Annotated in this window: 15 protein-coding genes and 1 pseudogene; 7 read left to right on the top strand and 9 right to left on the bottom strand. The window is 62.4% G+C overall.

The window, feature by feature from the left end; genetic code table 11:
* Window positions 1-134: 134 nt before the first annotated feature.
* The 3 genes from pepT to HMPREF3145_RS00135 form a co-directional block, all read right to left on the bottom strand.
* Window positions 135-1364 carry a peptidase T gene (gene pepT / locus HMPREF3145_RS00145; RefSeq protein WP_070421255.1) on the bottom strand — a complete coding sequence of 410 codons (1230 nt, stop codon included), beginning with the start codon at window positions 1362-1364 and terminating at the stop codon, window positions 135-137.
* A 17-nt stretch (window positions 1365-1381) separates the two neighbouring features.
* Window positions 1382-1825: a DUF2871 domain-containing protein gene (locus HMPREF3145_RS00140; RefSeq protein WP_070421254.1), complete on the bottom strand. Its 444-nt coding sequence runs from the start codon at window positions 1823-1825 to the stop codon at window positions 1382-1384.
* Window positions 1826-1912: 87 nt separating this feature from the next.
* Complete coding sequence (locus tag HMPREF3145_RS00135; protein ID WP_070421253.1) at window positions 1913-2107, bottom strand: hypothetical protein; 195 nt, start codon at window positions 2105-2107, stop codon at window positions 1913-1915.
* 105 nt (window positions 2108-2212) lie between these two features.
* Between HMPREF3145_RS00135 and HMPREF3145_RS00130 the strand changes: the two genes are divergently transcribed.
* The gene (locus tag HMPREF3145_RS00130) at window positions 2213-3715 is read left to right on the top strand and encodes an SLC13 family permease (RefSeq protein WP_070421252.1); all 1503 of its coding nucleotides are present in this window, start codon (window positions 2213-2215) and stop codon (window positions 3713-3715) included.
* Window positions 3716-3725: 10 nt separating this feature from the next.
* Here HMPREF3145_RS00130 and HMPREF3145_RS00125 read toward each other — a convergent pair whose 3' ends face one another.
* Window positions 3726-4121, bottom strand: a complete 396-nt coding sequence (locus HMPREF3145_RS00125) for a hypothetical protein (protein ID WP_070421251.1) — start codon at window positions 4119-4121, stop codon at window positions 3726-3728.
* Between the two features lie 27 nt (window positions 4122-4148).
* On the opposite strand from HMPREF3145_RS00125, the gene HMPREF3145_RS00120 reads away from it, so the two are divergent.
* The 3 genes and pseudogenes from HMPREF3145_RS00120 (at window position 4149) to HMPREF3145_RS00110 (ending at window position 6441) form a co-directional block, all read left to right on the top strand.
* The gene (locus HMPREF3145_RS00120; RefSeq protein WP_070421250.1) at window positions 4149-5267 is read left to right on the top strand and encodes a YihY/virulence factor BrkB family protein; all 1119 of its coding nucleotides are present in this window, start codon (window positions 4149-4151) and stop codon (window positions 5265-5267) included.
* 21 nt (window positions 5268-5288) lie between these two features.
* Window positions 5289-5519 (top strand): annotated as a pseudogene (locus HMPREF3145_RS00115) (SDR family oxidoreductase); the annotation flags it as partial.
* Window positions 5520-5568: 49 nt separating this feature from the next.
* Complete coding sequence (locus HMPREF3145_RS00110; RefSeq protein ID WP_070421248.1) at window positions 5569-6441, top strand: patatin-like phospholipase family protein; 873 nt, start codon at window positions 5569-5571, stop codon at window positions 6439-6441.
* On the opposite strand, the gene HMPREF3145_RS00105 is transcribed toward HMPREF3145_RS00110, so the two are convergent.
* Window positions 6438-8069, bottom strand: a complete 1632-nt coding sequence (locus HMPREF3145_RS00105) for a peptide chain release factor 3 (protein WP_070421247.1) — start codon at window positions 8067-8069, stop codon at window positions 6438-6440. The two genes, HMPREF3145_RS00110 and HMPREF3145_RS00105, sit on opposite strands and share 4 nt — an antisense overlap.
* 47 nt (window positions 8070-8116) lie before the next feature.
* Here HMPREF3145_RS00105 and HMPREF3145_RS00100 point away from each other — a divergent pair, with 47 nt between their 5' ends.
* Window positions 8117-8656, top strand: coding sequence for an NADPH-dependent FMN reductase (locus tag HMPREF3145_RS00100; protein WP_070421246.1), 540 nt, complete (start codon window positions 8117-8119; stop codon window positions 8654-8656).
* Here HMPREF3145_RS00100 and pth (HMPREF3145_RS00095) read toward each other — a convergent pair.
* Window positions 8640-9152, bottom strand: a complete 513-nt coding sequence (pth, locus tag HMPREF3145_RS00095; RefSeq protein WP_246817441.1) for an aminoacyl-tRNA hydrolase — start codon at window positions 9150-9152, stop codon at window positions 8640-8642. The two genes, HMPREF3145_RS00100 and pth (HMPREF3145_RS00095), sit on opposite strands and share 17 nt — an antisense overlap.
* Window positions 9153-9168: 16 nt before the next feature.
* Here pth (HMPREF3145_RS00095) and HMPREF3145_RS00090 point away from each other — a divergent pair, with 16 nt between their 5' ends.
* Entirely contained in the window at window positions 9169-10053 is an 885-nt protein-coding gene (locus HMPREF3145_RS00090) for an NAD(P)H-dependent flavin oxidoreductase (protein WP_070421244.1), read from the top strand.
* A 23-nt stretch (window positions 10054-10076) separates the two neighbouring features.
* On the top strand, window positions 10077-10406 hold the full coding sequence (locus HMPREF3145_RS00085; RefSeq protein ID WP_070421243.1) for a hypothetical protein: 330 nt from the start codon (window positions 10077-10079) through the stop codon (window positions 10404-10406).
* Here HMPREF3145_RS00085 and HMPREF3145_RS00080 read toward each other — a convergent pair.
* Genes HMPREF3145_RS00080 through pth (HMPREF3145_RS00070) form a run of 3 tightly spaced genes read right to left on the bottom strand, consistent with a single transcriptional unit; the run spans window position 10403 to window position 12324 of the window.
* Window positions 10403-10963, bottom strand: coding sequence for a DUF6891 domain-containing protein (locus tag HMPREF3145_RS00080; RefSeq protein WP_246817438.1), 561 nt, complete (start codon window positions 10961-10963; stop codon window positions 10403-10405). The two genes, HMPREF3145_RS00085 and HMPREF3145_RS00080, sit on opposite strands and share 4 nt — an antisense overlap.
* A gap of 10 nt (window positions 10964-10973) precedes the next feature.
* Window positions 10974-11774 (bottom strand): fumarylacetoacetate hydrolase family protein, encoded by an 801-nt coding sequence (locus HMPREF3145_RS00075; RefSeq protein WP_070421241.1) that lies wholly within the window; start codon window positions 11772-11774, stop codon window positions 10974-10976.
* Between the two features lie 4 nt (window positions 11775-11778).
* Window positions 11779-12324 (bottom strand): aminoacyl-tRNA hydrolase, encoded by a 546-nt coding sequence (gene pth, locus HMPREF3145_RS00070; protein WP_246817436.1) that lies wholly within the window; start codon window positions 12322-12324, stop codon window positions 11779-11781.
* Between the last annotated feature and the right edge of the window lie 55 nt (window positions 12325-12379).

The following is a 12379-nucleotide window of genomic DNA, read 5'->3' as shown; positions in this document are numbered from 1 at the left end:
AATATATTGTGCATCTCGTAGGGAACCGAGCAACGCAGCAGTAATTGTGGCCGAAAACGCCACACGCGCGAGGAACTTGACACTGAGCTCATGCACAAGACGAGCACCAGCATCAAGCGTGCTTAGTGAGCCGGTTACTCGCCACGCATCAGGGCGAGGGTGAGTTCATAGCAGCGCTCGAGGGAAGGCACCGGCAGAAACTCGTAGATCGAGTGGAAGTTGTGCGCGCCGGTGAAGTAATTCGGGGTGTAGACACCCTGGTTGGACAGCCATGACCCGTCGGTGCCGCCACGCATATCGATCTCCTTAATCTCGATGCCGAGGCGGCGCATCGTAGCGTGCAGTCGCTCGGAGCCGACGGAATTTTCGGGGGTCTTCGCGTCGGAGATGTTCGCGTAGACATCTACGATGTCGCAGGTGATGGTGGCGCGGGGGTTTGCTGCGGCAAGGTCGCTGGCAAGCGCGCGTAGACGCTGCTTCTTTTCCTCGTAGCCTTCGCGGTCATGATCGCGGATGCTCAACTGCATGGTGCAGGTGGACTGGTTGCCGTCGATACCGTTGAGCCAGATAAAGCCCTCACGCCCCTCGGTGTGCTCGGGCGTTTCCTGCGCGTCGAGCTGGTTGGCAAACTCCATTGCCAGTGTGATCGGGTTGACCAGGTTGCCCTTCGCGTTCATCGGGTGGGCGCTGACGCCGGCGATGGTAATGGTGGCGGTGGCGGCGTTGAACGTGGTCTCTACAACCTCGCCGAGCTCGCCGCCGTCGACGGTGTAGGCGTAATCGACGGGGAAGCGGTCAAAATCGATCGTGCGTACACCGCGCAGGCCGATCTCCTCGTCCGGCACGAACGCGATGTAAATGTCGCCGTGTGGGGTCTGACCGCCGAGCTCGGTGACCGCCTCCATGATCGCGGTCACGCCGGCCTTGTCGTCGGCGCCAAGCACGCTCGTGCCGTCCGTGTGGACGATCGGCTGGCCCTCGTACGCTGCAAGTTCCGGGTGGTCGGCGGCGCGCAGCCAGAGGTCGCGCTCGGCGTTGAGGCAAATATCCCCGCCTTCGTAATGGGTTAGCTGCGGATTGACCGTGGGGGAGAGGTTTACATCCACTGTGTCCAGGTGGGAGCAGAAGCCGATCGCGGGGCCGTCGCCGGTGCCGGAGATCTTCGCGGTGACCACGCACGTGTCGGACAAGTGGACGTCGGTGGCCCCGGCGGTGGAGAGCTCGTCGACAAGCAAACGCGCAAACGTCCATTGGCTTTCGGTGGACGGGACTGTAGTGGCGAGAGCGTCGGATTGGCTTTCCGTGCGGACGTAGCGGAAGAAACGGTCGGTGAGGCGTTGCTGAATCGGCGTGAGAGTGTTCATGCCGCGAGGGTAGCGCGTTAGTTCGCCGACGCTGCCTCGGAGGTTCGGGTAGGGCTATCGATGGCGCGACCCAGCAGCACCACGAAGATGACCAACGCGATGGTGAGCATGATGTGGCCCAAACCTGCGATGCCGGAGATCGCCGCGCCCGACTCCTTGCCCAGCACTGTCATCGAGCCGTGCAGGATCAGCATGGACACGGTGGTGAGCAAACCTGCGTTGTAGAGCCAGAAGAAGATATTGAAAAGCTTCTTATTGCGCGAGAAGGTGAAGACCTTTTCTAGGGCGAGGAAGATGAGGAACATCATGAAGCCCAGGGCCAAAAGGTGGGTGTGGGTAACGCTGAGCTGGGTGAACTGGCCTTCTGGGAAGTTGTTGGCGCGGGTGAACTCGCGGTAGAACACGCCCGAGATCAGGCCGAAGGCGAGGTAGAAGATTGCGGCTCTGTAGAGGGCCTTCATGGGAAAAACTCCTTTTGGCAACAAAGTGTTGTGAACATTATCTACGTTTGTACCAGAAAGCTCGGTCCTGCGAACCGGGTGTGCCGTTTAAACGATGATGGAGATTGCGTTGATGACCGAATCCCATAACGCCACGACAGAATGGCTCAGATCGTTTAGCGACGCTTGCCACGATGCAGGCAACCAGGCGTCAGCGGCGCCGTTGCCGAGCGCATTGCGGAAATCTTGTGCACCATGATGGATGTTGTACGTCAACAGTGAACTCAAGCCCATGATGGCCATGCTACGCGCCCGTATGCAGGGCAAACAGTACACGCGTCACATTTTGAAGGCCGATTTGGTGAGACTAATGTTTATGCAGGAACAACCACTTCAAGGAGGAAGACCGTGACAACGGCAGTCGCCCCCGCAGACAGCCCCGAACAACAAACCTCAAACAAACTCAACACAGGAAAAACGATCGCGTTTTTCCTCTCATTTATCGCACTGGCCGCTGTGATCCTGACCCCCATCGCAGGGCTTGCCATGCCAGCGAAGATCGCACTCGGCATGCTTGCGTTTGCCGTGATCATGTGGGTCTCCGAGGCCGTGTCCTACCCGGTCAGCGCAGTGATGATCGTCGGGCTGATCGCAATCATGCTCACGTTCGCCGTGGACCCCGAAACAGGCGAAGCGATCGGTGCCTCCAAGGGCCTGAGCATCGCCATGAGCGGCTTCTCGTCATCGGCGGTGGCGCTTGTTGCTGCGGCACTTGCGCTGGCAACCGCCATGCAGGCAACCGGCCTGCACCGTCGCCTGGCGCTGTATGTGCTGAAGTTCGCTGGCGAGAAAGTTTCCAACATTGTCATCGGAGCGATTGTTATCTCGATCATCCTGGCGTTCTTTGTCCCGTCCGCAACCGCACGCGCCGGCGCCGTCGTGCCGATTCTCATGGGCATGGTGGCCGCCTTCGGTCTGGCCAAGGAATCCAAGCTCGCCGCGCTGCTCGTGATTACGGCAACCCAGGCGGTGTCCATCTGGAACGTCGGCATCAAGACCGCTGCGGCGCAAAACCTCGTGGCTGTCGGCTTCATCGAAGACCAAATGGGCCAGACCGTCTCCTGGGGCCAGTGGTTCATCTGGGCCGCACCGTGGTCGATCCTGATGTCCATCGCCCTGTACTTCATCATGCGTGCCGCCATTAAGCCTGAGGTGGAGTCGATTGATGGGGGACGTGAGCTCGTCGAAAAGCAGCTCGCGGAAATGGGACCCATGACCGGCGCTGAGAAGCGCCTCACCGCCATCGCAGTGTTGCTGCTGTTCTTCTGGGCCACCGAAGGCGTGCTGCACCCGATTTCCTCCGCAACCATCACCATCGTCGCCGTCGGCTTCATGCTTATGCCGGTCATCGGCGTCATGGACTGGAAGTACGCCCAGCAGCAGATCAACTGGGGCACCCTCGTCGTGTTCGCCGCCGGCATCTCCCTGGGCAAGTTCCTGCTGGACACTGGCGCTGCAACCTGGCTGTCTGAGGCAACCTTCGGCGCTATCGGCCTATCTTCCATGCCGATCCTCGCCGCAATCGCCCTGGTGTCGCTGTTTAACATCCTGATCCACCTGGGCTTCGCCTCCGCGACCTCGCTTGCCTCCGCGCTGATCCCTGTGTTCATCGCCCTTGCAGCCACCCTGGACGTACCCAACGGCGGCATCGGGTTCGTGATCATCCAGCAGTTCGTCATCTGCTTCGGCTTCCTGCTGCCGGTCTCCGCACCGCAAAACATGCTGGCCTACGGCACCGGAGCGTTTACCTCCAAGCAGTTCCTGCGCACCGGTATCCCGCTGACCATCGTGGCCTACCTGCTCATCCTGCTGCTGTCCGCCACCTACTGGAACTGGATCGGACTGGTTTAGTCACGCCGTATTACTCCAGGATAAGGCCCAGGTGCAGCGTCGAAAGTTCGTGCTCGCCTGGGCCTTTTGCTAACCCCGCAAACTCGGCGGCGGTCTCACGTGTGACGGGGATGATCCAGCCGTACTTCGGATCCAGCACAGGCTCGGACCTGCGGTCTACCGGCACGAACGTGACGGAGCGTTCGTTGGGGGAGGTGAGTTGCACGGCGTCGTCGATACGCGAAAGCTCCTCGAGTGCCCTCGCTGAGGTGGTCACGATGATGATCTTCTCGTTGGTATCGGGCGCAAGCCGCGCCGTGTGCACCTGCAGCTTATCGACGACCACCGGCACCACCCGCCCCGGCAACTCCACCAGCCGAGGCTGGTTCAACCCGAAAAGTTCACGCGCGCGGTCGATAATTCCCATGACAAGGGAGTGTATAAGGTGACCAGTATGTCTGAATCGCACCGCGTCGACATGGTGATGTCGTACGGCACCGGCGACCTCGTCGTCACACCCCACGACTACGAAACACCACTGCGCCGCGGCAACCGCCTCACACGCGCCGGGTGGACATCCGTCTTTCGCCGCGTCATCACCGATTTTTCCAACGACGCCATGGTGGACCGCGCCGCCACCCTGACCTATTACACCCTGCTGTCGGTCGCGCCGATACTGCTCGCCGCATACTCCATCTTCAGCCTGCTCATGCCGCGTGGCGACGACATGGCCGACTCGATCATCACCGACCTCATCGCCCAATACGTACCGGCGCAACTGCAATCAGAAGCCCTGCGTCTCCTGACAGTCATCGTGGCCACCCCAGCAGAAAGCACCATCGCCCTGGCAGTGTCAGTGGTGATTTCGCTCCTGTCAGCATCCGCGTACGTGCGATCCTTCTCCCGCAACGCCAACCTCATCTACGGACGCACCGAAGGCCGCCCACTCGTCGTGACATGGATAACCATGTGGCTTGTCACGGTCGTTTTGGTCATTGGCGCATTGGTGATCGTGCTCGGGGCCCTGCTGACCGACTCAATCGTCAACGCCGTATTCGAACCCATCGCGCGACCCCTACGACTTGAGGACGAACTGCACTACCTCACCGCAATCTTCCTCCCCGTCTGGGACTACCTGCGCACCCCCGTCATCGCAGTGGTCTCAATCGCGCTCGTCTCCGTGCTCTACTACTTCGCCCCCAACGTCAAACCCGGCAAATTCCGCCTGCTCACCCTCGGATCCGCAAGCGCGCTCCTCGTCATCGGTGCGCTATGGATCGGGTTTTCCTGGTACCTCAAACTCGTCGGCATACGCAGCACCTACGGCGCATTCGGCACCGTCCTGGCGGTACTCGCCCTGATCTGGTTGATGAACATCGTGCTGCTCGAAGGCGTAAAAATCGACGCCGAAGTCCTACGCGCCAAAGAACTCCAACACGGCATGGACTCACGCCGCCACATCCAGGCACCACCACGCTCCAACAGTGGGGCGGCGTGGCGGCTGCAGACCCGCCGGTGGACCGACCGCGCCGCCGACGAAATCCTGGACAGGCGTGATGTAGGCCATGAGTAGGGGGCCGGCGAGCTCCTCTCATCGAAGGGAATCCGCGTCAATGCCGTTGCGCCGGGGCCGATCTGGACCGTGATCCAGCCCGCTGAGGGGCAGCCGGAGGAGGTCGTCGACAACTTCGCCCAGGGCTCCGACATCGGACGACCAGGACAGCCGGCCGAGCTCGCCGGCGCGTACGTGTTCCTCGCCTCCGAGGACGCGTCGTACATCTCCGGTGAGACGCTTGCGGTTACCGGCGGCGCGCTGACGCCGTAACACTGAACACCGTTGAAAGTGCCACGGGCGTGCGCGTAGGCTCGCGGGCATGATTGACGCCCGCGACACCGCCCTCATCTTTGAGGGCGGTGGCACCCGCAACTCCTACACCGCACCCGTGGTGGAAAAGCTCATCGCGGAGGAGGTCCAGTTCGGCTGGGTCGGCGGCATTTCCGCAGGCTCGGTCCACGCGCTGAACTTCGTCTCCCGCGACACGTGGCGCTCTGAAAACGCGTTCACGGAGTTTCCGGGTAACCCCAAGTTCGGCGGCTGGCGCTCTGTGGTGCGAGGCAAGGGCCTGATCAACGGCGAATGGGCGTACGAGCAATCCGAGGACGTCCTGCCGTTCGACTTTGACGCGTTTGCCCGGACCACCGAGGAGGTCCACGTGGAGGCCGTGCGCGCCGACACAGGGGAGACGGTGGCGTTTAACCGCGACAACCTGCGCACTTTGGAGGATGTCGCCCTCGCCGCGCGGACGTCGTCGACGATGCCGGTCCTGATGAAGATGCGCGAGATCGACGGCGTGCCCTACGTCGATGGCGCGCTGGGCACCTCGGGCGGTTTGCTTATCGACGCCGCCCGCGCCGCCGGCTACACTCGTTTCCTCGCCGTGCTCACCCGCCCGCGCGACTACGTCAAGGGGCCGCAAAAGCGCGAGCGCGCCGTGCGTCGCATCATGCGCAGCACGCCGAAAGTCGCCGACGCCATGATTGCTCGGCCGGGCATTTACAACGCTGCGAAGCAGTCGCTTATCGACGAAGCGGCAGCCGGCAACGCCTACATTTTCTTCCCCGATGCGATGGGAGTGGAGTCCACCGAGCTCAACGCGGAGAAACTGTGGGCGAACTACGCTGCCGGCCAGGCCCAGGTGGAGCGCGACTGGCCCGCGATGCGCGAGTTCCTCACCGCGAAGCGCTAGTCGGCGATGAGCGGCTCGATGGTGAGCTCCGGGTGCTCCTTCTCGACGAAAGCCAGCTTCCACTTGTCACCGAACAGCGCGATGATCTCGCCGTCTGTACGCGTGAAAATTTCCACCCCGCGTTGGCGGCCCAGCTCTGGCGCGGAATCGGCGTCGGTGCGCCGGGCCACCGAGTAGGGGATCGGCTCGGTGACCGTTTCCACGTTGTACTCGTTTTCCATGCGAGCCTGCATGACCTCGAACTGCATGGGGCCGACGGCGGCCATGACCGGGGCGGCGTCGCCACGCGTATCGTTGCGCAGGATCTGCACGACGCCCTCGGCGTCCAACTGCTCGAGCGCCTTGCGGAACTGCTTGTACTTACCCAGCGACTTCGCGCGCAGCGTGCGGAAGTGCTCCGGTGCGAACTGTGGCATTGGTGGGAACTGGACCTTCTTGCCGGCGTAGATCGTGTCGCCCGGCGCCAGCGCGCCCGCGTTGACCAGGCCAATGATGTCGCCCGGGAACGCCGTTTCCACGGTGTCGCGGTTGCGGCCGAAGACGGTCAGGGCGTACTTCGTGGAAAAGCTGCGGCCCGACTGGGCGTGCGTGACCTGCATGCCGCGATCGAACTCGCCGGAGACCACGCGCATAAACGCCAACGTATCGCGGTGGTTCTTATCCATGCCGGCCTGGACCTTGAACACCACGCCGGAGAAGTCGTCGCCAACTTCGCGCTCGGTATCCATCGCGGTCGTGGATGCCTCCACGGCCTTTGGGTCGGAGGCGCGGCCCTCGGGTGCCGGTGCGATTGCGCACAGCGTGTCCAGGATCTGGTGCACGCCGAAGTTCAGCATCGCCGAGGCGAAAATGATGGGGGAGGTGATGCACTGTTCGAAGAGCTGCTGGTCGTGGACGGCGCCGTCGGCAAGTAAAAGCTCCGCTTCTTCGAGCGCGGTGTCCCACGCGTCGCCTTCCTTCGCGGCGGCCTCGTCGGCGGAGTAGTGCTCCTCTGGCGCAATCGTCGAACCGCCGGCTGTGCGGGTGAAGTGTACGTACCCGTCGATCTCGCCATCGGAGGAGACGTGCGCGAGCCCGCGGAAGTCACCCGCTTCGCCTACCGGCCAGTACAGAGGGGTGGGTTGGAGGTCGATTTCGGTAACGATTTCGTCGACAAGTTCAAGCGGCTCACGACCCACGCGGTCCCACTTGTTAATCACCGTGACAATCGGCAGGCCGCGCGCCTTGCACACGCGAAACAGTTTCAGGGTTTGCGGCTCGAGGCCCTTCGCCGCGTCGATCAGCATGACCGCGGCATCCACGGCGGAAAGCACACGGTAGGTGTCCTCCGAAAAGTCCGCGTGGCCCGGGGTGTCGACGAGGTTGACCACATACGGCTCGCCCTCGTGCCCCTCCGGCGCGTACTCAAACTGCAGCGCCGACGATGCGACGGAAATGCCGCGCTCCTTTTCCATCTCCATCCAGTCCGACACCGTCGACTTGCGGTTGCCCTTACCGTGCACCGCGCCAGCTTCCGAAATCACATGCGCATGCAGCGCCAGCGCCTCCGTCAACGTGGACTTACCCGCATCCGGGTGGGCGATAACAGCGAACGTGCGGCGGCGGGCGGCCTCGGAAACAGTGCTCATGGGGCGCTAGCTTATCGACGACCCACCCACCGAGTACAGTCGCGTACATGACAACAATTGGCGTAATTCTAGGATCCATCCGTCAAGGCCGCGTCGGCGAAGGTGTCGCCCACTGGGTACGCGACACCGGCAACGCCCGCGACAGCGTCGAGTACCGACTCCTCGACCTCGCAGAGTTCAACGTCCCGGCGCTCACCGCCGCCACCGTGCCGGGCGCCGCCAACAAACAATACGAGCACGACGCCGTCACCGCCTGGTCAAACGCCATCGACGCCTGCGACGGCTTCGTCTTCGTCACCCCCGAGTACAACCACTCCATCCCCGGCACCATGAAAAACGCCTTCGACTCACTCGCCTCCGAGTGGGCAGGCAAGCCGGTCGCCTTCGTCGGCTACAGCGGCACCGGTGCGATCCGTGCGATCGAGCACTGGCGCCAGATCGTCGCGAATTTCTCCATGTTTGACATCCGCAACCAGGTGGGCATCAACATCTTCGGCACCGACCTCGAGGAAGAAAAGGCCGCCAACACCGACGCGCTGGGCACCGTGCTTGCCGACCTAGAACAGGCAATTAGCGCGCGTGGATAACGTTCTGCGCCTTCGCTAACCCCTCGGCGACGATCAGGCGGGCGGCCTCCGCCGCGGTTGCGATGTCCTCGTCGCCGGAAACCTCACTGAGCACCCAATCAGGCACCGCCGTACCCGCTGGCGGGCGGCCAATACCAATGCGCACGCGGACGTAATCGCGCGTCCCCAGGTGCTCCGTAATCGACTTCAGACCGTTATGGCCGTTTTCGTTCCCGCCCAACTTCACGCGGACTTTGCCGGCTGGGAGATCGAGCTCGTCGTGAAGCACAATGACCCGCTCCGGCGGCACGTTGAACTTCCGGACAAGGGGAGCGACCGCCTCACCCGACAGATTCATATACGTCTGCGGCTTGCAACGCGCCACACCATCGAGCTTCGGCAACTCGTCGAGCGCCAAAAAGCCCACATTGTGCTTCGTGCGTGCATACTCCGCACCCGGGTTACCCAACCCCACAACCAGCCAATCAGCCTTGGGACGTCTGAAAAAACCAAACACGTGCCACACTGTACCCATGGAATTTCCACGCGTGATCGCAGCACCCATGGCCGGCGGACCATCCACACCCGAACTCGTCAACGCGGTGTCGTTCGGCTTCATCGCGCTCGGCACCTGCAGCGTATCCCAGGCACGTTCATGGCTAGTGGCGTGCGAAGCACCGTTCGGCGCGAACCTCTTCGTGCCACAACCCGAGCCATTGCCTGACGACGTCCACCGCACCGCCCACCACCTCCAACAGGAAGTTCCGGCGCTCGAATCCGACTACGCCGAAAAGTTCGCCGCCGTGCTGGAGGCCGCACCCGCCGTTGTGTCCTCGACGTTCGGCTGCTTCACCGAAACCGAGATCGCACAACTGCATGCGGTCGGCTCGGAAGCCTGGGCGACAGTAACCAACGAGGCCGAACTGCGCGAAGCCCAAGCCAGGGGAGTCGATGGCGTGATCATCCAGGGCCCACGCGCCGGTGGCCACCGCGGCACCTGGAGCCAACACGACGACCCTGACCAGCGCTCATTGCCGGAGTTGCTCGCGGATCTGCGGCCCCTCGCCACCGTTCCCGTGATCGCCGCCGGTGGCATCCGCAACGCCGAAGACGTGGCAGCGCTCGACGTGCCCGTCGCCTGCGGCACCGCATTCCTCCTCGCCGACGAAGCCGGCACCAGCCAACACAACCGCGAACTCCTGCGCACCGACACACCCGCCGTGGTCTCCCGTGCCTTTTCCGGACGGTGGGCGAGCGGTGTGGAAACAGATTTCACGCGGGAAAATCCTGACCTGCCGCCGACCTACCCGTATTTACGGCCGATGACCAGGGATAACGACTACTGCCTCGTCGGCGCCGATCGGGGAGCATTGATGGCTGCACCGGCTGCCGAGATCGAGCGGATGCTAACGCCCTAGACAGCTGTTGCGATGAGAGAGGTATGAAGCTTTCCAAGATCGCAATTGCCACTGCAACGACCGGCGCGCTCGCACTGGGCGCGCTCGCCCCGGCCGCGAATGCGGCACCAGCGGCCCCGGCCGCGAATGCCAACACTGACCGTGCCTACAGCGGCAGCGCCTGGGGCCTCTACAACTTCCTTGTCACCAACATCATCAACGGCGCCGACCAACTCAACGGCGGTGCCAACAAGAGCGGGACGGAGAAAGCTCCTGGGGTGATGCTGAGCTCCGCACCGTTTCTCCTTCTGCTGTTCCCGCTGCAGTTAATCGCAGAAGCAGAAGTTCGCCTGCTCGATCAGCTCGGCTTCTAATCCGCGAGCGGGAGCTCGACGACGAGCCCCTCACACGCCACACGCTCGGTAGGTTTGCCGCCCCACATCGGGGTCATGCCAACACCGCGAAGCGCTTCCATGAGCGATTCGGCCGCCTCAACGGAGCTAAACCCGAAGTAAAGCTCGCCGGTGTGGATGACCCGATCCACGTCCTGGTTCGTGCAGTACACATAGCCGCTGCGGCCATCATTTTCTGCCTGTTCGGCGGCTTCCTCGGCGCAGTCGCTTTGAGTAAGCCCCTCGTCGAACGAGAACGCGAGGTTGCGCTCAGCCAGAGCATCGCGGAGCGTATCAAGGCGTCGCGCGTCCTCGGAAGCTTTGGGGATGAGGTTGGCGTACTCGGCGCGGATGTCGTCGATAAGCACATCGAGCCCTGGGACCGGATCGCCGCCGTTATCGTCCTCAAAAAACGCCTCGATCTCGCCGGTACTCCACCCATGGCACAGCATGAGCGAGATGTCGCCCTCGCGTGACTGCGATTCGTAGAGGTTATCTGACGGCGGATACTTGCTGGTCAACATCGCGTGCTGGCTCATGGGCACGAGGCTAGCAAGAAATCACGCGGGTCGTGTTCTCGATCGCACCAAGGCCCTCGATCTCAACACGCACCGTGTCGCCATCTTTGAGGTAACGCTTCGGGTTGCGGGCGTGACCAACGCCGTCCGGAGTGCCGGTGGCGATCACGTCGCCCGGCTCCAGCGGATACAAATGCGAGATGAACTCGATGAGTTTCGCGGGGGTAAACACGAGGTCGTCGGTACGCGAATGCTGCATCACCTCACCATTAACCGTCGTCGTAATCGCGGGACCCGGCTGCCACTGCGTATCCACCCAGGGGCCGAACCCCGCCGTCTTCTCCAACGACTTGCCCTGGTGCCACTGCTGCGTGCGCTTCTGATACGTGCGCTGCGTGTAGTCGTTGATCACGCTGTAGCCAGCAATGTAATCCGCGCCGTTGGACACATGGCGCGCCCGCTTACCGACGACCACCGCCAACTCACCCTCAAAATCCAACGACTCCGCGTTGAAGTCCGGCACCTCAGCGTCGTCGTACGGTCCGATGAGCGCCTCCGGGAACTTAATGAACAACGTCGGCACATCCGGCTGCTCATGCCCCATCTCCTCGATATGCTTCGCGTAATTTAGCCCCACGCAAATGATCTTGCCGGGGCGCGGAATCACCGGCGCCAAATCAGCGGGGGAGAAGGTGAACTCCTCGCCCTCCTCGAATTTTCCCGCGTGCAAAAGTGCGCCGACGTCGGGGGCGTTGAGTGTGACGGCGCGGGTGTCGTCGATAAGCCGTGCCGCGGTGGTGGTGTTTCCAGTCCTGATCGTTGCAAGTCTCATGCCGCTAGCCTAACGCGCGCAGAATCTCATCCGCCGCGTCCGCAGCCGCAATTGCGAGATCTACCTGCTCTTTTGTACTGAATGGTTTCAGCACATAATCCGCCGGCGCCATCCGTCCGGGCGGGCGACCGATGCCGACGGCGACCTTGTTGTACGGCTTGTTTAGCGCCTTGGTCACCGACTTCAGCCCGTTATGGCCGTGATCGCCACCGCCGAGACGGATCTTCACCTCGCCGAGGTCCAGATCGAGCTCGTCGTGAATCACATACACGTCTTCCGGCTTCACGCCGAAATAATCTGCGAGCGCCTTCACCGGCCCGCCCGAAACATTCATGAAACTGCGCGTGCGCGCAACGATCACACGGTCCTTGGCCAGGCGTCCCGCCGCCAACTCCGCCACCTCGGTGTTAGTGCGCTTGTGTGCCGACAAGGTTGCGGGCATCGGGGTGGTGCGCTCCAAAAGCTCATTGACGACGACCACACCCGCGTTATGACGCGTATTTTCATACTGAGGGCCAGGATTCCCAAGACCAACGATCAGAACAGTCACGACGCACATAGTACTTCTCACCAGCGGTTTGTGGAATTTGGTGTTGGAGTTATCC

The sequence above is a fragment of the Corynebacterium sp. HMSC05C01 genome, from assembly GCF_001807155.1.
GTDB classification, from domain to species: Bacteria; Actinomycetota; Actinomycetes; order Mycobacteriales; family Mycobacteriaceae; genus Corynebacterium; species Corynebacterium coyleae.
This window is presented reverse-complemented; position numbering and strand designations above follow the sequence as displayed.

Coding starts and splice junctions, on each gene's coding strand:
- HMPREF3145_RS00140 (WP_070421254.1), bottom strand. CDS start 1,825: ATGAAGGCCCTCTACAGAGCCGCAATCTTCTACCTCGCCTTCGGCCTG.
- HMPREF3145_RS00080 (WP_246817438.1), bottom strand. CDS start 10,963: ATGAGCCAGCACGCGATGTTGACCAGCAAGTATCCGCCGTCAGATAAC.
- HMPREF3145_RS00135 (WP_070421253.1), bottom strand. CDS start 2,107: ATGGCCATCATGGGCTTGAGTTCACTGTTGACGTACAACATCCATCAT.
- HMPREF3145_RS00075 (WP_070421241.1), bottom strand. CDS start 11,774: ATGAGACTTGCAACGATCAGGACTGGAAACACCACCACCGCGGCACGG.
- HMPREF3145_RS00090 (WP_070421244.1), top strand. CDS start 9,169: ATGGAATTTCCACGCGTGATCGCAGCACCCATGGCCGGCGGACCATCC.
- HMPREF3145_RS00105 (WP_070421247.1), bottom strand. CDS start 8,069: ATGAGCACTGTTTCCGAGGCCGCCCGCCGCCGCACGTTCGCTGTTATC.
- pepT (WP_070421255.1), bottom strand. CDS start 1,364: ATGAACACTCTCACGCCGATTCAGCAACGCCTCACCGACCGTTTCTTC.
- HMPREF3145_RS00100 (WP_070421246.1), top strand. CDS start 8,117: ATGACAACAATTGGCGTAATTCTAGGATCCATCCGTCAAGGCCGCGTC.
- HMPREF3145_RS00125 (WP_070421251.1), bottom strand. CDS start 4,121: ATGGGAATTATCGACCGCGCGCGTGAACTTTTCGGGTTGAACCAGCCT.
- HMPREF3145_RS00085 (WP_070421243.1), top strand. CDS start 10,077: ATGAAGCTTTCCAAGATCGCAATTGCCACTGCAACGACCGGCGCGCTC.
- HMPREF3145_RS00120 (WP_070421250.1), top strand. CDS start 4,149: ATGTCTGAATCGCACCGCGTCGACATGGTGATGTCGTACGGCACCGGC.
- HMPREF3145_RS00110 (WP_070421248.1), top strand. CDS start 5,569: ATGATTGACGCCCGCGACACCGCCCTCATCTTTGAGGGCGGTGGCACC.